General features: G+C 72.5%; 14 protein-coding genes. 9 read left to right on the forward strand and 5 right to left on the reverse strand.

The window, feature by feature from the left end; genetic code table 11:
• Positions 1 to 130: 130 nt before the first annotated feature.
• Positions 131 to 1,330 carry a DUF2092 domain-containing protein gene (locus tag AB0F88_RS14700; protein WP_362682639.1) on the reverse strand — a complete coding sequence of 400 codons (1,200 nt, stop codon included), beginning with the start codon at positions 1,328 to 1,330 and terminating at the stop codon, positions 131 to 133.
• Positions 1,331 to 1,503: 173 nt separating this feature from the next.
• On the opposite strand from AB0F88_RS14700, the gene AB0F88_RS14705 reads away from it, so the two are divergent.
• The 5 genes from AB0F88_RS14705 (at position 1,504) to AB0F88_RS14725 (ending at position 7,945) form a co-directional block, all read left to right on the forward strand.
• The gene (locus AB0F88_RS14705) at positions 1,504 to 2,178 is read left to right on the forward strand and encodes a response regulator transcription factor (RefSeq protein ID WP_362682642.1); all 675 of its coding nucleotides are present in this window, start codon (positions 1,504 to 1,506) and stop codon (positions 2,176 to 2,178) included.
• Positions 2,168 to 3,904, forward strand: coding sequence for an ATP-binding protein (locus AB0F88_RS14710; protein ID WP_362682645.1), 1,737 nt, complete (start codon positions 2,168 to 2,170; stop codon positions 3,902 to 3,904). Before AB0F88_RS14705 ends, AB0F88_RS14710 begins: the two co-directional genes overlap by 11 nt.
• 58 nt (positions 3,905 to 3,962) lie before the next feature.
• Positions 3,963 to 4,505, forward strand: a complete 543-nt coding sequence (locus AB0F88_RS14715; RefSeq protein WP_362682648.1) for a TetR/AcrR family transcriptional regulator — start codon at positions 3,963 to 3,965, stop codon at positions 4,503 to 4,505.
• Between the two features lie 74 nt (positions 4,506 to 4,579).
• A complete protein-coding gene (locus tag AB0F88_RS14720) occupies positions 4,580 to 6,010 on the forward strand; it encodes an aspartate aminotransferase family protein (protein ID WP_362682651.1) in 1,431 nt (476 codons plus the stop codon).
• Positions 6,011 to 6,178: 168 nt separating this feature from the next.
• Positions 6,179 to 7,945: a S8 family peptidase gene (locus AB0F88_RS14725; RefSeq protein WP_362682654.1), complete on the forward strand. Its 1,767-nt coding sequence runs from the start codon at positions 6,179 to 6,181 to the stop codon at positions 7,943 to 7,945.
• Between the two features lie 296 nt (positions 7,946 to 8,241).
• On the opposite strand, the gene AB0F88_RS14730 is transcribed toward AB0F88_RS14725, so the two are convergent.
• The 3 genes from AB0F88_RS14730 to AB0F88_RS14740 form a co-directional block, all read right to left on the reverse strand.
• Positions 8,242 to 8,859: a VOC family protein gene (locus AB0F88_RS14730; protein WP_362682657.1), complete on the reverse strand. Its 618-nt coding sequence runs from the start codon at positions 8,857 to 8,859 to the stop codon at positions 8,242 to 8,244.
• A 249-nt stretch (positions 8,860 to 9,108) separates the two neighbouring features.
• The gene (gene folP, locus AB0F88_RS14735; protein WP_362682660.1) at positions 9,109 to 9,942 is read right to left on the reverse strand and encodes a dihydropteroate synthase; all 834 of its coding nucleotides are present in this window, start codon (positions 9,940 to 9,942) and stop codon (positions 9,109 to 9,111) included.
• A 97-nt stretch (positions 9,943 to 10,039) separates the two neighbouring features.
• Positions 10,040 to 10,909 (reverse strand): LysR family transcriptional regulator, encoded by an 870-nt coding sequence (locus tag AB0F88_RS14740; RefSeq protein WP_350966547.1) that lies wholly within the window; start codon positions 10,907 to 10,909, stop codon positions 10,040 to 10,042.
• An 837-nt stretch (positions 10,910 to 11,746) separates the two neighbouring features.
• On the opposite strand from AB0F88_RS14740, the gene AB0F88_RS14745 reads away from it, so the two are divergent.
• A complete protein-coding gene (locus tag AB0F88_RS14745; RefSeq protein WP_362682664.1) occupies positions 11,747 to 12,709 on the forward strand; it encodes a neutral zinc metallopeptidase in 963 nt (320 codons plus the stop codon).
• Between the two features lie 753 nt (positions 12,710 to 13,462).
• On the forward strand, positions 13,463 to 14,950 hold the full coding sequence (locus AB0F88_RS14750) for an LCP family protein (protein ID WP_362682667.1): 1,488 nt from the start codon (positions 13,463 to 13,465) through the stop codon (positions 14,948 to 14,950).
• 187 nt (positions 14,951 to 15,137) lie between these two features.
• Here AB0F88_RS14750 and AB0F88_RS14755 read toward each other — a convergent pair whose 3' ends face one another.
• Positions 15,138 to 17,228 (reverse strand): spermidine synthase, encoded by a 2,091-nt coding sequence (locus AB0F88_RS14755; RefSeq protein ID WP_362682670.1) that lies wholly within the window; start codon positions 17,226 to 17,228, stop codon positions 15,138 to 15,140.
• A 171-nt stretch (positions 17,229 to 17,399) separates the two neighbouring features.
• On the opposite strand from AB0F88_RS14755, the gene AB0F88_RS14760 reads away from it, so the two are divergent.
• Together AB0F88_RS14760 and AB0F88_RS14765 are read left to right on the forward strand one after the other, a co-directional pair.
• A complete protein-coding gene (locus AB0F88_RS14760; RefSeq protein ID WP_362682673.1) occupies positions 17,400 to 18,761 on the forward strand; it encodes a S8 family serine peptidase in 1,362 nt (453 codons plus the stop codon).
• Between the two features lie 4 nt (positions 18,762 to 18,765).
• Positions 18,766 to 18,999 carry a hypothetical protein gene (locus tag AB0F88_RS14765; protein WP_362682676.1) on the forward strand — a complete coding sequence of 78 codons (234 nt, stop codon included), beginning with the start codon at positions 18,766 to 18,768 and terminating at the stop codon, positions 18,997 to 18,999.
• Positions 19,000 to 19,130: the final 131 nt, after the last annotated feature.

Raw genomic sequence — 19,130 nt, forward strand, 5'->3', positions numbered from 1 at the left:
CGGGAGCCTCGGCCGTGAACCTCGGCCGTGAACCTCGGCCGTGAACCTCGGCCGCGGACCCTGGCCTCCGGACCCTGGCCGGGAGCCCGACGCCGCCCCGTGCGGGGGCGTCGGGCTCCCGGCGCCGGGCTCACTTCTGACCGGCCGCCTCGGACAGTTTCTCCGGGGTGACGGCGCCGACCAGCAGGCGGCCGTCGTCGGTCAGCAGCGCGGAGACCAGCTTGGTCTGGATGACCTTGCCACTGCCCCACGTGCCGCTGATCGGCTTGGCCGACCTCAGCAGGGTCTCGGTGACCGCGGCGGCGTCCTGTCCCGAGCCCTGCCCCGCGGGGCCCTCGCTCTGGGGTGCCGAGGCCAGTTTCGCCATCTCGGAGGCGGGGATCACCGCGACCGTGGTCCAGCCCGTACCGACGGTCCTGGCCTTCTCCCTGATCTCCTGACCCTCCTTCAGCTTCTCGTCCCGCCGCGCGCCGTGCTCCCCGGAGAGTTCGCCGATCGACGCCTCCTCGACCTTGGCCCCGGCGGGCGGGGTGAAGGTGAAGTTCTCCGCGGCGGGCGGGGTGAAGGTGACCGAGGTGAAGCCGACCTCGAAGGCGGGCTCGGCCGCGCTCCTGGCGTACACCTGGATCCGCAGCGGGACGAAGGTCTCCCCGTCCAGCGCCAGCTTGACCTCCTTGACCAGGGACGAGGTGTCCTTGGGCGCGAGGACGAGCTGGTAGGCCGCGCGGTCGGCGACCTTCTCGGTGTTGGTCACGCTGACCACGGTGTCGGCGCCGATCCGTCCCAGCAGTTCCTGGGCGAGCTGCTGGGGTGTGGTCGCCGTGGGCAGCGCCTTGTGCGCGTCGCCGGTGCCGACGCCCGGCTTGCCTTCTCCGAGGCCCTCGGCGCCTCCCGCCTTGACGCGGGTGGCCTTGTTGACGTCGCTCTGCCACAGCCATACCTGGTCGCCGTTGACGATCAGGTCGGTCTCGCTCATCCGTCCGGGGAGGGCGAAGCGGAACCTGTCCTCCCCGCCGTACCAGACCTTGAGCTCGTGCGAGCCCGCCAGCAGGGCGGCGGGCGAGGATCCGCCCACGCCCGGCACGCCGGGCAGTCCGGGCAGCCCGAGCGAGGCGGTCTGCATGACGGTGCCCGACATGGGCTTCAACCCGCTCCGGCTCGCCTGGGCGGCGCTCGCCAGCAGTTGCTCCGCGGTGCGCTCGGGCAGCGTGGGATCCCCCTGGACGGCGGCGATGACCGGCCCGGCTCCGATGGCTCCGGCGACCAGCGCGATCGCGGCGACCGGCACGGCCCACCTCACCGCGCGGCCCCGTCTCGCTTGCTCAGACATCTCATTCCTCCACGGTATGCCGTCGATCCCTGTCAACAGCAGACTGCGTGACAGGTCCTGTGCCGAAGCTGAGACAGACTGAGAGGGCTCACAGGCTTCTCAGCCGCCTCTCAGGCAGGGTGGTCGAGGATGGGCACGTCCAGGTGGCGACGGGTGGTGAAAGGGGCGGTCACATGCGGGTTCTCGTCGTGGAGGACGAGCGGAGGATGGCGGCCGCCCTTCAGCGTGGCCTGCAGGCCGAGGGGTTCGCGGTCGACCTCGCGCACGACGGGGAGGACGGCCTGCACCAGGCCCGACACGGCGAGTACGACGTCGTGGTGCTGGACATCATGCTGCCCAGGATCTCCGGCTACAACGTCTGCAAGCAGTTGCGGGCCGAGGAGAACTGGGTGCCGATCCTGATGCTGTCGGCCAAGGACGGCGAGTACGACATGGCCGACGGGCTCGACCTCGGCGCCGACGACTACCTGACCAAGCCGTTCTCGTACGTGGTGCTGGTGGCCAGGCTGAGGGCGTTGCTGAGGCGCGGGGCGAACCGGCGCCCGTCCGTGCTGAGGGCCGGGGACCTGGCGCTCGACCCGGCGCGGCGGCGGGTCACCAGGGGCGAGACGCCGATCGAGCTGACGCCCAGGGAGTTCGCGCTGCTGGAGTTCCTGATCCGCCACCATGACGAGGTGGTCTCCAAGACGGAGATCCTGGAGCACGTCTGGGACACCTTCGACACCGATCCCAACGTGGTCGAGGTCTACGTCGGCTACCTGCGGCGCAAGATCGACGTACCGTTCTCCCGGAACGCGCTGCAGACGGTACGGGGAGCGGGATACCGGCTGGCCGGCGATGGCGGCTGATCCGGCCCCCCGGGCCCGCCGGGATCCCCTGGCCCCCCGGGACAGGCCCGCCGCCGGGGCGGACGCGGGACATCCCACCGGAACGGCCTCCCCCGCCGACACCGCGTCCTCCGCCGGCACGGCCTCCCCGGCCGGCGCGGCCGCGCACGGGGGAGGGCGCGCGGTCGGCCGGTGGCGGCGCAAGAGCCTGCGCTTCCGGCTGACGGCGGTCGCCTCGGCCGTGCTGGCGGTGGCGCTGGTGGTCTCGGCCTACGTGATGATCACCGTGCTCGGCAACGCGCTGCTGGCCACCATCGACGACTCGATCTACCAGCGGGCCAGGGATACGGTCTCGCTGGCCGACGCCGGGCGGCTGCCCGACGAGATGACCTCACCTGACGGCACGCTCCTGCAGGTGATCGACGGCACGGGACGGATCACCCACACGACCACCGGCACCGACAGGCTGGTGCCGCTGCTGGGCGCCGGGGAGCGGGCGGCGGCGATCGGCATGGGCGAGGCGCGCTTCCTGGACGGGAAGCCGTACGGCATCCCGCACATGCTCCGGGTCCGGGTGCTCAGCGCCGACCGGGGGCAGACGGTGATCGCGGCGCGCCCCTTCAGCGAGGTGCAGACCAGTGTCTCCACGGCCGGGCACGTGCTGGTCATCGGTACGCCGCTGCTGCTGATCCTGCTCGCGGGAGCCAGCTGGGTGATCATCGGCAGGACCCTGCGGCCGATCGCGGCGCTGCGCCGGGGCGCGGACGAGATCACCGACACCGCCCGCTCGCGCCGCCTGCCGGTGCCCGAGGCACGCGACGAGGTGCACAGCCTGGCCACGACGCTGAACGCGATGCTGGCCCGGCTGGAGAAGGCCGGTGTCCGGCAGCGGGCCCTGGTCTCGGACGCGGCGCACGAGCTGCGCAGCCCGCTGGCGAGCATCCGGCTCCAACTGGAGGTGGCGCTCGGCCACCCCGAGGGGCAGGACTGGCGGGAGACGGCCGAGGGTGTGCTGGAGGACACCATGCGCCTGTCCAGGCTGGCCGAGGACCTGCTCTCGCTGGCCCGGCTGGACGAGCGCGGCGGCACGCCCGCGCGGGGGGAACCGGTGGAGCTGGACCAGCTGGTCGCGCAGACCGTCGAGCGGTACGGCGAGGCCGTCAAGGTGCGGATCGCGGGCGAACCGAAGAGGGGACCGGGGAGCGCACCCGGCACGGCCGGCGACAGGCCGGAAAGCGGACCCCGCACGGCCGCCGCACCAAGGAACGGACCCGGCAGGGCCGGCGGACCGGGAAGCGGACCGAGGAGTGCACCCGGCACGGCCGGCGGACCGAGGAGCGGGCCGGGAAGCAAGCCGGGCAACGGACCGGAGCGCGGGCCGGGCAACGGACCGGGAGGCGGGCCGGTCAGGGTCACCGGGGACGCGCTGGACCTGAGCCGGGTGCTGGTCAACCTGGTCGACAACGCGCTGCGGCACACCTCCGCCCCCGTGGTGGTCGAGCTGCGGGCAGAGGGAGCCGACGCCGTGCTGACCGTCACCGACGACGGGCCGGGCATCCCCGAGGCCGACCGGGAGCGGGTGTTCGACCGGTTCACCCGGCTGGACAGCGCGCGCAGCCGCGACGAGGGCGGAGCCGGGCTGGGCCTGGCCATCGTGCGCGAGACGGTCCACGCCCACGGCGGCGCCGTCCACCTGGAGGACGCCTCCCCGGGCCTCCGCGCGGTCGTACGGCTTCCGCTATCTTGACCGAGGCTTGTGATTCATCCGCTTGGCCGGGGGTCGATCGGGACCTAGCGTCACACTCATGACTTCCGTTGACGACAGCCGGCGGGAGCTTATCCTGCGGGTCGCCACCGGCCTGTTCGCCGCGCTGGGGTACGACAGCACGTCCACGAGCCAGATCGTCGAGGCCGCCGGGCTGAGCGTCGAGGCGTTCGGCGCGGAGTTCGGCTGCAAGCGAGAGCTCTATTTGGAGATCATGGAGCACGCGTACCGCATCGATCGGGCGTCCCTGGACAAGGCGATGGAGGGGGCGTCCACGGCGGCCCCCGAGCAGGCGGCGCTGGTGATCCACCGGATCGTCGACCACTACCTCGACCTGTGTCTCGCCCATCCCGAGTTCCCCTCCCATGGTGCACCGCGTCGCCGCCTTGCCCGGCTCCCCGCCCCTGCCCGGCTCCCCGCCCCTGCCCTGACCTCCGCCCGGCTCCCCATCTCCATCCTGGCCTCCGCCCCCGCTCTGACCCCCCGCCCTGGCCTCCGCCCGGTTCCCGGCCCCCTCCCGTATGCCGGGCCGGTGCGCGCCACCGGATCTCCGTACGGCACGATTTCGTGTTATTTCGTGTGATGCTGGCATTTCCCCGGCGGCCCTTGCGGGCCGCGTCCTTCCGGCCCGCGCGAGCCGTACCCCCGAGGAGACCGATGAGCCTGCCTGACAAGGGCCGCAGCACCGATGAACTGCTGGCCGAGATCGCCCGCCTCAAGCAGGACGACCTGCCGGTACGCGGCGGCAAGGTGACCGCGTACGTCTACGACACCGGACGGCCCGAGGTGCACGAGGCCGCCGCCAGGGCCTACTTCGAGATGCTGGAGGTCAACACTCTCGACCCGACGGCCTTCCCCAGCGTGGTGGAGATGGAGAAGCAGGTCGTCGGCGCGGTCGCCGAGCAGCTCGGCGGGGGGTCGGGCATCTTCACCAGCGGAGGCACCGAGTCGATCATGCTGGCGGTGAAGGCCGCGCGGGACTCCCGCGAGACGGCGGGCCGCCCCCGGATGGCGGTGCCGGTGACCGCGCACCCCGCCTTCCACAAGGCCGGGCACTACCTGGGAGTCGTGGTGGACGCCGTGCCGGTGGACCCGGTGACGTTCCGGGCCTCCCCCGCGGACGTCGAGGCCGCGATCACCGAGGACACCGTCCTGGTGGTCGCCTCGGCGCCGTCCTACCCGCAGGGCGTGATCGACCCGATCGCCGAGATCGCCGGGATCGCCGCCGCGCGCGGCGTGCTCTGCCACGTGGATGCCTGCGTGGGCGGGTGGCTGCTGCCGTGGCTGCGCGAGGCCGGGGCGGAGGTCCCGCCCTTCGACCTGTCGGTTCCCGGGGTCACGTCGCTCTCCTGCGATCTGCACAAGTTCGGGTACGCGCCCAAGGGCGCCTCGGTCGTGCTGTTCGCCGACCCGGCGCTGCGGCGCAGGGCGTACTTCGCCTCGGCGTCGTGGCCCGGCTACACGGTGATCAACGCCACCGTGCAGAGCTCGAAGTCCGCGGGCCCGCTGGGCGGCGCGTGGGCCACCTTCCAGGCCCTGGGCCGGGAGGGCTACCTGGAGCTCGGCCGCACCACCCTGGCGGCGGCCCGCGAGCTCCGCGAGGGCATCGCGAAGATCCCCGGGCTGCGGGTGCTCGGCGACCCGGAGTCGGCGCTGATCGCCTTCGGCTCCACGGAGGACGCGGACGGGGTGGACGTGTTCGTGCTGTCGGACGAGGCCAGGAAGCGCGGATGGTTCCTGCAACCGCAGCTGTCCTACGCGGGCATCCCGGCCAACATCCACATCACGGTGACCGGGGTGACCCTGCGGGGCGTCGAGGCGATGCTGGAGGTGATCGCGGAGGCCACGGAGGCGGCCCGCGAGCGGGGGCCCGCGGAGCTGCCGGAGGGGCTGGTGGAGCTGGTGGCGGGCCTGGACCTGGACGCGCTCGACGACGCCGCGTTCGGCGAGCTGGCGGCGGCGGTCGGGGTGGACCTGGGCGGCTCCGGGCAGCCGGAGATGGCCGTGGTCAACGCGGTTCTCGACGCGCTCCCCGCCGACCGGCGGGAGGCGATCCTGATCCGCTTCCTTTCCGTCATCTACGCCTGACCGCCGCCGTCCGCTCCCGGCCACCCGCGGACGACCACATAACAAATTGGTTTACCTCTGTCACGATATTGCAGTAAATATCACGCTGGCTGACGATGGGGACGCTCCACCGCCGCCCGGGATCCCCGACCGGGATGCCGGGCCCACCCCTCCAGGAGGTCCGCGAACATGAGCAAGACCCCCGCCCTCCGATTAGCGGGTTCGATCACCGCCGCACTCCTGCTCGCCCTCGTCTCGGTCACCCCGGCCTCGGCGCGGCAGCACACGGGATCCACGGGATCCACCGGTTCCATCGTCAAGGCCGACAGCGCGACCGCGCTCCCCGACAGCTACATCGTGGTCCTCAAGGGCCGGTTCAGCCGCGTCGACCGCGAACGCAGGGCACGCGAGGTCGCCGAGGGCGAGGGCGCGCAGGTCAGCGCCGTCTACCAGCGTGCCATCAACGGCTTCGCCGTCCGGGCGAGCGAGGAGCAGGCCCGGCGGATCGCCGCGCGGCCCGACGTCGCCTACGTAGAGCAGGACCAGGAGTTCACCCTGGTCGGCCAGGCCGTGTCCTCGTGGGGCCTGGACCGGGTCGACCAGCGGAACCTGCCGCTCGACGGCACCTACAGCGCGCCGAACAACGGTTCCGGCGTGCGCGCCTACATCATCGACACCGGCATCCGGGTCACCCACTCCGACTTCGGCGGGCGGGCGCAGGCCGGGCGCGACGTCTACGACGACGACAACGACGTGGCCGACTGCAACGGCCACGGCACCCACGTCTCGGGAACGGTCGGCGGCGGCCAGTACGGCATCGCCAAGGCCGTCACGCTGGTCGGCGTACGGGTGTTCGGCTGCGGCAACAGCACCTCCACCTCGATCATCATCGAGGGCGTGGACTGGGTCACCGCCAACGCGGTCAAACCCGCCGTGGCCAACATGAGCCTGGGTGGCAGCGCGAGCACCGCACTCGACACCGCGGTCTCCACCTCCATCGCCTCCGGCGTCGTGTACGCGCTCGCCGCGGGCAACGAGAGCACCAACGCGTGCACCCGCTCCCCCGCGCGGCTCCCCGCCGCGATCACGGTGGGCGCCACCACCAGCGCCGACGCCCGCGCGTCCTACTCCAACTTCGGCACCTGCCTGGACCTGTTCGCCCCCGGTTCGGGCATCACCTCGGCCTGGAACACGAACGACACCGCCGCCAACACGATCAACGGCACCTCGATGGCCTCCCCGCACGTCGCGGGCGCGGCGGCGCTGGTCCTGAGCGGCAGCCCCGCCGCCACCCCGGCGCAGGTCCGCGACACGATCGTCACCGCCGCCACGCCCGGCGTGGTGACCAACCCCGGCACCGGATCGCCGAACCTGCTGCTGTACGTCGGAGGCGGCCCCGGACCCGGCCCCGAGCCCACCGTGGTCTACTCCGACGACTTCGAGGCCGAGCGCGGCTGGACGGTCAACCCCGGCGGCACCGACACCGCCACGACGGGCCGCTTCGAGCGCGGCGACCCGGGACAGACGTCGAGCGGCGGCGTGACCACCCAGCCCGGCACCACCCCCAGTGGCACGTACGGTCTGGTCAGCGGCGCGGCGGCCGGGTCGAGCGCGGGTGACGGCGACATCGACGGCGGCGTGACGAGCGCGCAGTCGCCGGCGATCACGCTGCCCGCGAGCGGGACGCTCACGCTGTCCTTCTCCTGGTACCTCGGCCACCTGAACAACGCGAGCAGCGCGGACTACGTCCGGGTCCGCGTGGTCGGCACGACCACCACGACCGTGCTGAACCAGACCGGCGCCGCGTCCAACCGTGCCGCCGCCTGGGCCACCGCCACGGCCAACGTCTCCGGCCACGCCGGGCAGGTCGTCCGTGTCGTCGTGGAGGCGGCCGACGCCTCCGGAGCGAGCCTGGTGGAGGCCGGGGTCGACGACGTCAAGATCACCTCTCAGTAGACCTTCCCGGAGTGCGGGGCGCGCCCACGCCTCGCGGTCGGGCCGCCCTTCCCCCCGAGGGTGGCCCGGCCCCTCTCTCGCTCGGAGGTCCGGTCCGTCCCCCGGGAGCAGGCCCGTTCACCCCCGGAGCGGGTCCGGCTCGCCCTTCTCCAGGTTCGCCGCCTCCGGCCCGCTCCTCTCCCGGATCGGGGCCGGCCGGTCCTTGCGGATGAGAATCAGGCCGGGCCCGGCTCCGGCCCGTTCCCCGGCCGGTCGGGACGACGCTCTAGAGTTCCCCGGCCGATCGGGACGACGCTCTAGAAGAGCGTGACCCCGCCGACCACCGCCACCAGGCGGGGTTCGTCACCGGCGGCCACCTCCAGCTCGGCCCCGAGCGCGGCCAGGTCCGCGGTGACGGCCGCGGGGTCGGGGTGGCGGGCGGTGAGGGAGGTCAGCTCCACCACCGGCAGGCCGCGCTCGGCGGGGTGCGCCGTCGTCCCCCAGTCGATCAGGAACGGGACCAGGCCGTCGCCGGTGTCGTCGGGCGAGGAGGTGAGCCGCCATTCCAGCAGCTCGCCCTCCGGGGTGCGGCGCGACATCGGGTGGATCTCGCCCGGCTCGTACCCGCGCTCGCGGGCCCGCGCGACGGCCGCGTCGAGGTCGGCCGGGTGGATCGCCCAGGTGACCAGGCGCGGGCCGGGCAGCAGGTCGAGGCCGAACGGCCGGGCGAGGCCGGGATCAGGCTGGTCGGGGTCCGGGCCGATGATCTCCAGGTAACGGTGCCCGCCCAGGCCCAGCAGGTAGTTACGGGTGCCCAGGCCCACATGGCGTCCACCCTCGGCGGGTTCGGCGCCGAGCAGGTCGGCGATCTCCCGTACGGTCGCGTGCAGGTCGGGGGTGGCGTAGACGAGGTGGTCGAGTAGTTCTTCCGGCATGGGTCGGGCTCCCGTCCGTGTTCGCGGCGGGCGCGGCGCCCGCGGGAGAGGTGTGCCCGCGACGCGAGGCGAGGCGGGCGTCATCACCGGCACCGGCGTCGGCACCGGCGTCGGGGTGGCCGGGCGACGGCGTCGCGGGTGGCGCGGGTGTCGTCACCCTCACCCGCGCCCTCACCGCCACCGGCGCCGGAACGGTCGTCGTCACCGGCGCCGTCATCGTCACCGATGCCGTCGCCGTCGCCGGAACGGTCATCGGCGCAGCCTCGCGACGGTGGCCAGGGCGGCGCGGGCGGAGGTGGCGTCGTGGACCCGGAAGACCCGGGCCCCCTGCCAGGCGGAGACCGCCAGCGTGGCCATGGTCCCGGCGTGGCGCTCGTCCACCGGCAGGCCGCCGAGGGTCTCGCCGACGAAGTCCTTGTTGGAGACGGCGACGAGCACCGGCCAGCCGGTGGCGACCATCTCGTCCAGACGGCGGCTGACCTCCAGGGAGTGCCAGGTGTTCTTGCCGAAGTCGTGCGCCGGGTCGATGAGGATCGACTCCCTGGGCACCCCCGCGGCGACGGCGCGCTCGGCGAGGTCGACGGTGTAGCCGATGACGTCGGCGACCACGTCGGCGTAGGCGATGCGGTGCGGGCGGGTGCGCGGGGTCACGCGACCGGCGTGCGCGCAGACCAGGCCGATGCCGTGCTTGGCGGCGACCCCGGCCAGCTCGGGGTCGACCCCGCCCCAGGTGTCGTTGAGAAGGTCCGCGCCCGCCTCGGCGACGACCTCGGCGACCTCCGCGCGCCAGGTGTCGACGCTGACGATGAGCCGGGGGTGACGACGCCTCACCTCCGCGACCAGATCTGCCACCCGGCGGATCTCCTCCGCGGGATCGACCTCGTCGCCGGGACCCGCCTTGACGCCGCCGATGTCGACGATGTCCGCGCCTCCCGCGACGGCACCGTCCACCGCCTCCAGGGCCGCCGCGAAGCCGTACGTCCTTCCCCTGTCGAAGAAGGAGTCGGGGGTGCGGTTGACCACCGCCATGATCGCGAACTCGCCGGGCCGGAACTCACGGCCGCGCAGGCGCAAGATAGTCATCGAGACCGAGCCTATAGCCCGGTGTCGGAGAGGACGGCGCTCCCACCTGCGCCGCCTCTGGGGGAAAACTGGGGAAAACCGATGAGCCTCGGGGCTCCTACGCGGCCGACCCACTTTCGGCCACGGACAGGAACTCCTGGGCGATGGCGGGCAACCGCCGTCGCGCGTGAACGATGGCGATCACCCGGCGGACCGAGGGATCGAGGGTGCGGACCACGAGCCCGGCGCGGGCGGCCTGCTCGGCCATCCCCCGGTACCAGAGCATCGAGGCCGTACCCGAACGGACGGTGCTCAGCCAGTTGCCGCGCTCGTCGAGCTGCGTCGCCACCACGGGGGCCACACCGTGTTTGGCGAAGAGCGCGTCGAACTCCCGGCGCCGGGAACTGCCGGGAACCGGCAGCACCAGCCGCATGCCGTTGAGTCTCCTCATCGGCACCGGGTCGGGCAGGTCCACGCCGGGCGGGGAGATCAGCACGATCTCCTGGCGCTCCAGCGGATGACTGATCAGATCGGTGGGGACGGGAAGGTCCGTCAGGCCGAGGTCGGCCCGCTGGTCCCTGATGGCGCTCACCACGCCGTCCCGCCCGTCACAGCGGACGATGTGAATGCGTACCCCGGGATGTTCGGCGGTGTACGCGGGGAGGAGGCGTCCTGCCAGCCCCGGTTCGAGGCTGGGTATCGAGGCGATGCGAAGCTCCGCCTCGGACGCGTGGCCGTGCGTGGACAGTGATTCGATCTCGCGGACGGCGTCGAGCGCCTCCCGGGCCAGCTTGACCACCCGGCGTCCCTGCGCCGTGACGACCACGCCACGTCCGGAACGTGCGAACAACGTCATCCCGAGCTCTCGTTCCAAATCCCTGATCGCACGGGAAAGGGCAGGTTGTGCGATGTACAGCGACCTGGCCGCGTCGGTCATGGTGCGATGCTCCGCCGTCGCGACCACATAGCGGAGCTGCTGCAGATTCATGGTTTGAAGCTAGGTCACGAGCCCTGGATCGGTCCGGCACATCGCGGAGATCACCTCGGATGATTTCGGAATGTAATCGAATGCAGCGACATCCGTGACGGATGATAAATCAGTATGCTTACGCCCCAAATTCGGCAAAAGTCCGGACCTGTAGCTCACATCGGACGCTCGGGTCAACGGGGAGACAGCGTGACAGGCAACGGGCACCACCCCCCACCGCCCCCTCCACCTCAGGGGCGACCCCCTCAGCCACCTCCCGGGTGGACGGCTCAGGGCCATCCTCAGCCGCCACCCCCGGGATATCCGCAGCAGCAGCCACCACCACCGGGACAGGGATATCCGCACCTGCCCACGTATCCGGGGCAGGCGGGCCCGCCGGGACAGGCGGGGCATCCACCGGCACCACCGAGACAGGGGAACCATCCAGCGTCGCCGCCGGGGCACGGGAGCCACCCGGCGTCGCCGCCAGGACAGGGATTCCCTCCCGGATACGGGTACCCGCCCGCTCCCTCCCGGCCGCCGGTCCCACCCCCGCCCCCGCCCCCGCCCGGCCGGGGGTACCCGCCGGGACCACCGCAGGGCCACCCCCAGCCGCCGCCCCCGGGATATCCGCCGCGCTTCCCGCCCCCGCCGGCGCCTCCGCAGCCGCCGCCGCCGGGACAGGGATACCCGCACCTGCCGACGCAGCCCGGGGGCTGGGCGCCGTACGGGCAGCCGGCCCCGCCACCGCCACCGCCGCCGGACCCCCGGCAGCGGCACGCCCACCCGCCGCCGCAGTGGCAGCCGCAGCGCCCTCGCTCCGGCGGTGCCGGAGCGATCGTCGGCGGGATCCTCGGCGTGTTCGCGCTGGTGTTCGTCGGGCTCGTGGTGCTGGGCGCGGTGGCCAAGAACAGCCGCCGCTCGGACCCGGTCTCGCCGATCGCGATCCCCACCTTCGCGGACAGCAGGCCGTCGTACACGCCCACCGCGGAGCCCGCGCGCACCGCGTCCGCCGAGCCGCGGCGGACGACGGCCTCCTCCGACATCTCGGAGGACACGATCACGCCCCCGGTCAAGGTGCGGACGCTCAACACCAGCCTGGAGAACAACACGCTCTACCGGGCCGGCGGGCTTCCCCGGGTGAACTGCCCGGCGGGGTCGGCCAGCATCTACAGCCACAGCCAGCTCAAGGCGCTGATCCTCAGGACGTCCAAGTGCATGGACCGGGGCTGGTCGCAGATCATGCGCAAGCAGGGCATGGACTGGCGCCCGCCCGGCTACGCCCTCACCGCGACGAAGGGCCGCGGCGCCTGCGGCGACTTCCCCTCGCCGGGCAGCATGGTGCCGTACTACTGCCCGCGCAACACCACCATCTACGCCTCGACCAGGGCGATGGTGCGGGGGGTCGGCAACTCCGGCGGGTACGGCTCCATCACCGACTGGCACGGCGGGGTCATCAGCATGATGGCCCACGAGTACGGGCACCACGTGCAGCAGTTGTCGGGGCTGTCCAACACCTGGTGGCAGCGGTCGCTGAGGTCCAGCAGCCGGAGCGGGAAGCTCGCGCTGAGCCGCAGGTTCGAGCTCCAGGCGACCTGCTTCGGCGCGATGTTCATGCGCTCGGTCTCGGCCAGCTACCCGGTGACCCCGGCCCGGCGCAACACCCTCTACTACTTCTACTCCCGCGTGGGCGACTGGCCCGGCTACCCCCGTGACCACGGCTCCCCGGCGAACAACAACCGGTGGTTCCGCCAGGGCTACGAGAAGAACAAGGCGTTCCAGTGCAACACCTGGTTGGCGCCCTCCTCGTCCACGTCTTAGGCGACATCACGACTTAAGGGATCATTAACCACAGATTGGCTATCTGTCTGTCATGTCCAGGTATGGGGACTAGAATCCTGGCAAATTCCGTTCAATCGGGGAACCTTGGCTGTTTTGCCAGGTAGACCGGGGCAAAACGTAGTAGGAAGCGGTGTGACGATGCGCCTTGGGCAAGACTCGGGGGATCTCGCCGGCGACAGTGGGAAACGGCGCCCCCGGCGCCGCAGCGGAGGCCCGGCCGCGGGCCGCGGCGGCGCGCAAGGTCCGGCCGAGACGCGAATCCCCCCTGGCCCACCCGGCACGCCGCCGGCCCGGGACACTCCCGCCGGGGACGCGCACAACGGGAGCCGAGCGGTTCCCGAACTGGTCCAGGGCGTACCGGACGGGCGGGGGACGCTCCCTCCGCAGCCTCGGCCCGGCGCACGGGGCGCCGCCAACGGGCAGGAGGCGCGCTCCCTCCCTGACGCGCACAACGGACAGGGGATCAACGGGCAGGAGACACCTCCCCCGCACGGCGTACCCAACGGGCAGCCCTCGCACAACGGGCACGACACCCTCCCCCCTCAGGGCGCGCCCGACGGGCGGACGGCCTCTCCCTCGCAGACCGGAGCGGGCACCCGGCCCGGCCGCCAGACCGCCGGGCCGGGCCAGGGCTCAGGACCGGGCCAGGGCTCAGGACCGGGCCAGGCGACGGGGCAGGCCGGAGGGCCCGCCGGGTCTCCCCCCGGACCGCCCGGACCGCCCGGTCCGCCCGTGCCTCCCGGGAAGCGGCCGCAGTTCGCCAGGCCGCTGACGGTCGGCGCGCTCATCGGCTGGACCGCGCTGTCGGCGATCCTCCCCGGCGCGGCGCACCTGCGGTCGGGACACCGCCGCACCGGATACATCCTGCTCACGATCTTCGGTGCGCTGCTGCTGTCCGCCCTGGTCGGCTGGTTCGCCCTCGGCGGTACGGAGAACGCGGGTTTCGTGGCCCGCGACGGCATTCTGACGACCGCGGTGGTCCTGGCCGTCGTCGGCGCGATCGCCTGGTTCCTGCTGGTGCTCTTCTCCTACATCTCCCTCGGGCCCGACCGGCTCAGCGGCAGGGGGCAGATCGTGTCGGGCGTCGCGGTCGGCGTGCTGTGCGTGTCGGTGATGGCGCCGTTCGCGCTGACCGCGAGCACCGCGTTGACCGGCAAGCAGACGGTCAACGCCATCTTCGAGAGCGCCGCGAGCAACCCCACGGCCGTCCCCGTCAAGCACGAGGATCCGTGGGGCGGGCGCAAACGGGTGAACTTCCTGCTCGTCGGCGGTGACGGCGCCGGGAACCGGGAGGGCGTGCGGACCGACAGCATGACCATGGCCAGCGTGCACGTCGAGACCGGCAACACCGCCATGTTCAGCCTTCCCCGCAACCTCCAGCACGTCCGCTTCCCGCCCGGCACCGCGCTCGGCAAGCGGTTCCCCGACGGCTTCATGCGCGAGCTGCCCAACGGCGGCCTGCTCAACGAGGTCTGGCAGTACGCCGAGGACCACCCCGAGCTGATGCCCGGGGTCAAGAACGGGCAGCGGGGCCCCCGGGCACTCATGGACGCCATCGGCTACACGCTCAACCTGAAGATCGACTACTACGCCCTGGTCAACATGTTCGGCTTCGCCCACCTCGTGGACGCCATCGGCGGCCTCAGGATCAGGGTGGAGCGCGACGTCCCGTGGGGCGGCCTCTACGGCACCGCCGGGACCATCAAGGCCGGATACCGCAAGCTCTCCGGCGAGGAGGCGCTCTGGTACGGGCGTTCCCGCGTCGGCAGCGATGACTTCTCCCGGATGGCCCGCCAGCGCTGCGTCATCGGCGCCTTCGCCCAGCAGGCCACCCCGTCGGTCGTGCTCACCAACTTCGCCAAGATCGCGAACGTGGCCAAGAAGATGGCCAAGACCGACATCCCCCGAGAGCTGCTGGAGCACATCATCGACCTGGGACTGAAGGTCAAGGACGCCAAAATCGTCAGCCTCCAGTTCGTGCCGCCGCAGTTCTACACCGGCTCGCCCGACTGGCAGAAGATCCGTACGGCGACCGCCAGGGCGCTGCGCCGGTCGCTGCAGCCCGCCCGCCGCCCCCTGGCCGCGACGGCCTCGCCCGGCACGAGCGGCGCGACGCCCGCCGCCACCCCCACGGCCTCCAGGCCGACGGCGGCCAAGCCGAGCCAGACGCCCACCCAGAACGGCGAGGCCGAGTCCCTGGACGAGCTCTGCGGGTTCTGACCGCCCCGCGCGAGCGGCCTCGCCGCTGACGGCCACGCGCGGTCGCCACGCGCAGGTGGCCCGCCCTCCCTCGCGGGAGGACGGGCCACAACGCTTTTCCGGGCCCCCGGGACTTTCAGCACCCCGGGAGCGCAGAGCTCCGGGGCTCCAGGGCTCCGGGCTCCGGGGCCGCCCGGAGCCCGTCGGCTCAGCCGACCTTGACCGCGCCGGCGCCCCCGGCTCCCCCGCCGCCCGCGACGGTCCCGGAGGTCCTGGGCAGCAGGGCGAAGGCTCCCAGGTAGACCAGGCCCGCCACGATCAGCAGCGCCTGGTAGCCGATGACCAGCGCCAGGTACTCCAGGCAGCCGCCGACCATCGCGCCCAGCAGGTTCGCGCCGAAGGACACCGTGGCGTCCGCGGAGTCGGCGAAGCGCTTGGCGAACACCACGTTGGCCGCGAAGATCGGCAGGAACGCCACGACCACGGCGGTCACCGCGCGCAGCGGCAGCGGCAGGCTCAGCAGCCAGGAGTTGGGCACCAGCCAGGCCAGGACGAGCCCGGCGAGCAGCACGCCGTACATCACCGGCAGGGACGGCACCCTGAAGCGGCGTGTCACCTCCACCGCGGCGAGCACGGCGACCAGCACCCCGCCGAACACGATCGCGTTCACCACCCAGGTGGTGCCGAACAGCAGCGCGAACCCGGTGACGCTCTTCGTCTCCAGCAGCAGGAACGCCACCCCGAGCAGGAAGAGGTCGGCGTACGGGCGCATCCGCCGGTACGGACCGGCGACGGCGCGGACGGCGAGCAGGCTGACGATGAGGATCAGGCCGAGGGTGATGATGTAGATCTGCGGGATCGTCTGGTCCTTCAGGTAGAGGAAGGGCCGGTCGTCACTGGCCGGCGGCGGGGTGTCGGCCTTCGCCCCCGCCCACTCCGAGCCGCACCGCTGCGCCTCGGTGGTGAGCCCCGCGGTGATCACCGCCTGCTGGCCGGTCTCGCTGACGATGTCGACGCAGGGCTTGTGGCCGAAGGCGGCCTGCATGGTGGAGCCGAGGCGGTCCACCAGCCAGGTCTCGCGGTAGTAGTTGTACATCGAGAAGGCGCCGCCGGGCTTGAGGTGGTCCCTGGCCGCCTCCATCGCCTGCCGGGTGAACAGGTAGCTCTCCAGCCGCAGCGAGCTCGCCCCGGACACCAGGGTGAGCGAGTCGGGCAGCGCGAACAGGATCAGGTCGTACTTGTCGGAGGTCCGTTCCAGGAAGGCGCGGCCGTCGGTGACGTGGGTGGTGACTCGGGGGTCGGAGTAGGGCTTGTCCGGGTGGTAGGAGCGGCCGAGTTCGAGCAGCTTGGGGTCGATCTCCACGGCGTCCACGTGCTTGGCGCCCTTCGACAGCGCGATGGACACGTCGGTGCCGCTGCCCGCGCCCACGATGAGCACGTTGTCCAGCTTGCCGGAGGCCGCGCGCTCGTACGGCAGGGCGTACTGGCGCTCCCACTCCAGGCGGCTCTTGGCCGGGGTGGCCTGCTGGTGCGGGATGCCGTTGACGTCGATGTTCATCAGCGGCACGTCGTTCCAGTAGCCGCGCACGTAGGTCACCTTGTAGTAGGGCGACCACAGCGCCCCGGCCGTCAGCGACTCCGTCGCGAGGACGCCGACGACGATCAGCGACGGCACGAGCAGCGCCGCACGGGCCCAGACCTTGCGGGGCCACAGCAGCACCGCGTAGGCGATCGCGGCGATCGTCCCCCACACCACCGGGGGTGCGCTGAGGAACGACAGCGCGGTGAACAGCCCGATGCCGCTGAGGCTGCCGATCAGGTCGTAGCGGTAGGCCTCCAGCCGCTCCAGCTCGGGGAAGCACCGCCCGACCAGCTCGGCCGGGCCCATCAGCACTATCGCCGCCGCGGCGAAGATCACCGGCAGGATCAGCCAGGCGGGCGGCCCGCTCGCGCTCAGGCTCGTCCAGTACAGGACTCCCTCGGTCTGGCGGTCCACGGTGACCGGGAAGAGCCACACGACCACGACCAGGACGGCCAGCACGATCGGCGAGTAGTACGGCTGCCGGGTGCTGCGTCCCACCCGCAGGAAGCCGAGCCCGATGCCGAGGAAGGACCCCAGCAGGACGAAGTTCGTGAAGTAACTCAGATGAACGATGTTCGATCCGGTCCACCGGATCAGGGCCAGCTCCAGGAAGAGCATGAAACCACTGGCCACTATCAGCCTGGGCCGCGTGCTCAGCCAGTGTGCGTGCCGGACATCGGGGCTGGGGGATGGAGTCGTCTCCGCCGCTGCGGTCATGACGCCCAACGCTAGTGATCGGCAACCGCACAGGGAAGGAAATCCACGCCCGTCGTTTGCACGGGTTACATGCTGTGAGTCCGGATAGGGAGTGGTTTCAACGGCTGGACGCGATCGAGGCGGATGCAGGAACGTGGTGGGGCCCGATCCCCTCGAACCCCGGTGGTGCACATGCGGGTCCTGCTCCAGCTCCGTCCCTCCCCCGACGTCGTCGCGGCCGTGGCCGACCCCGCGGTGAGCACTCCGGCGGCCGCCGACGTCGCCGACGCGCTGCCCGGGGTCGTCGTGGACCCCTCCTTCACCCCGGTCGTCGCCCCCCGGCCGGTTCCCGTCGCCGGGGGCGACCCCCTCTCGCTCAACCAGCCGCTGACGTTCTCCTTCGCCGGCGACGAGGCCTCGGTCCTGGTCCGCGGGGAGATCTCCGACGACGAGATCTCCACCCGGATCACCCTGCTGCCCTCGCTCCGCCCGGATGTCGTGGGAGTCTTCGCCGACCCGGTGATCGAGCGGGGTCTCACCTGCGGCGGAACGCCCCCGGTGGGCGACTGGCGCGAGGTGGAGCGGCTGCTGAACGTCGCCGAGCTGGCCCGCGAGGGTCTCGACGGCTCGGGCGTCGCGCTCGCGGTGCTCGACACCGGCATCAACGCCGCGCACGTGGCCCGGCGCCTCGACCGCGCCGTGGCCCTCGACGCGCAGCGCAGCTGGAAGCCCTCGGGGGTACGGGGCACGGCGGGCGAGTTCCCCGTCGACCACGGCACGATGTGCGCCTTCGACGCGCTCATCGCCGCACCGAACGCGTCGCTGATCGACGTGCCCGTGCTGCTGTCGCGGCGCCCCGGAGGCAGCGCGCTGGACGGCCTGCTGTCGGACGCGGTGGCGGCCTTCGCCCACCTGCGCACCGTCCTGGAGGCCCAGCCCGCCGCCTCGCGCTCCCTGGTCGTCAGCAACAGCTGGGGCTCCTTCTCCCCCGACTGGGACTTCCCCGCGGGCCATCCCGGCAACTACTCCGACAACCCGGCCCACCCGTTCAACCTGATCGTCTCCAGCCTGGAGCGGGCGGGCGCCGACGTGCTGTTCGCCGCGGGGAACTGCGGGCGCGACTGTCCCGACGGCCGGTGCGCGTACCCCGACCGGCCGATCACGGGCGCCAACTCCCACCCGCGTGTCCTGTCGATCGGCGGCGTCGACGTCCGGGGCGAGCGGGTCGGCTACTCCTCCCAGGGCCCGGGCCGCCTCACCGCCCGCAAGCCCGACCTCTGCGCCTACACCCACTTCTCCGGCTCGGGGGCCTTCGGCGACGACGAGGCCGACTCGGGCACCTCGGCCGCGTGCCCCGTCGCCGCCGGGCTGGTCGCGGCCGTACGCACCCTGTGGCCCTCCTCGCGCCTGTCCCCCGCCCAGCTGCGCACCCTGCTCCGGCGCACCGCCGACGACCACGGCGACATCGGGTTCGGCCACGACTACGGCTACGGCGTCGTCGACACCGCCGGGATGCTCGCCTCGTTGCGCCGCCGCGCCAAACGCGTAGCGTGAGTGCATGCTCCTGATCACCGTACGGCTCCCGCCCGACGCGACGCTCGCGCAGGCCATGCGGCGCCTGGAGTTACCCGAGGAGGACGTCGACACCGACTACGGCCTGGTGCTCATCGACCCCGACCAGGGCCTGTACGGCCTGCGGGTGAGCGAGTCCGCCGCCCGCCGGGTCGCCCCCGAGGCGGACGGGGGCCCCTACTCCGACCCGAGGATCGAGCCGTACGGCCCCCCGGGTTGAACACCGCGCCCGCCGGGCGGGGCCCTTCGTTCCGACCCGGCCCCTGTTCCGGCCCGGCCCCTGCTCCGGCCCCTGCTCCGGCCCCTGCTCCGGGCCCTGTTCCGGGCCGGCGACGGCGCCGCGGCCTCGGG

The organism is Streptosporangium sp. NPDC023963 (assembly GCF_040639135.1).
GTDB lineage: Bacteria > Actinomycetota > Actinomycetes > Streptosporangiales > Streptosporangiaceae > Streptosporangium.

Coding starts and splice junctions, on each gene's coding strand:
- AB0F88_RS14700 (WP_362682639.1), bottom strand. CDS start 1,330: ATGTCTGAGCAAGCGAGACGGGGCCGCGCGGTGAGGTGGGCCGTGCCG.
- AB0F88_RS14715 (WP_362682648.1), top strand. CDS start 3,963: ATGACTTCCGTTGACGACAGCCGGCGGGAGCTTATCCTGCGGGTCGCC.
- AB0F88_RS14765 (WP_362682676.1), top strand. CDS start 18,766: ATGCTCCTGATCACCGTACGGCTCCCGCCCGACGCGACGCTCGCGCAG.
- folP (WP_362682660.1), bottom strand. CDS start 9,942: ATGACTATCTTGCGCCTGCGCGGCCGTGAGTTCCGGCCCGGCGAGTTC.
- AB0F88_RS14705 (WP_362682642.1), top strand. CDS start 1,504: ATGCGGGTTCTCGTCGTGGAGGACGAGCGGAGGATGGCGGCCGCCCTT.
- AB0F88_RS14725 (WP_362682654.1), top strand. CDS start 6,179: ATGAGCAAGACCCCCGCCCTCCGATTAGCGGGTTCGATCACCGCCGCA.
- AB0F88_RS14740 (WP_350966547.1), bottom strand. CDS start 10,909: ATGAATCTGCAGCAGCTCCGCTATGTGGTCGCGACGGCGGAGCATCGC.
- AB0F88_RS14760 (WP_362682673.1), top strand. CDS start 17,400: ATGCGGGTCCTGCTCCAGCTCCGTCCCTCCCCCGACGTCGTCGCGGCC.
- AB0F88_RS14755 (WP_362682670.1), bottom strand. CDS start 17,228: ATGACCGCAGCGGCGGAGACGACTCCATCCCCCAGCCCCGATGTCCGG.
- AB0F88_RS14720 (WP_362682651.1), top strand. CDS start 4,580: ATGAGCCTGCCTGACAAGGGCCGCAGCACCGATGAACTGCTGGCCGAG.
- AB0F88_RS14710 (WP_362682645.1), top strand. CDS start 2,168: ATGGCGGCTGATCCGGCCCCCCGGGCCCGCCGGGATCCCCTGGCCCCC.
- AB0F88_RS14730 (WP_362682657.1), bottom strand. CDS start 8,859: ATGCCGGAAGAACTACTCGACCACCTCGTCTACGCCACCCCCGACCTG.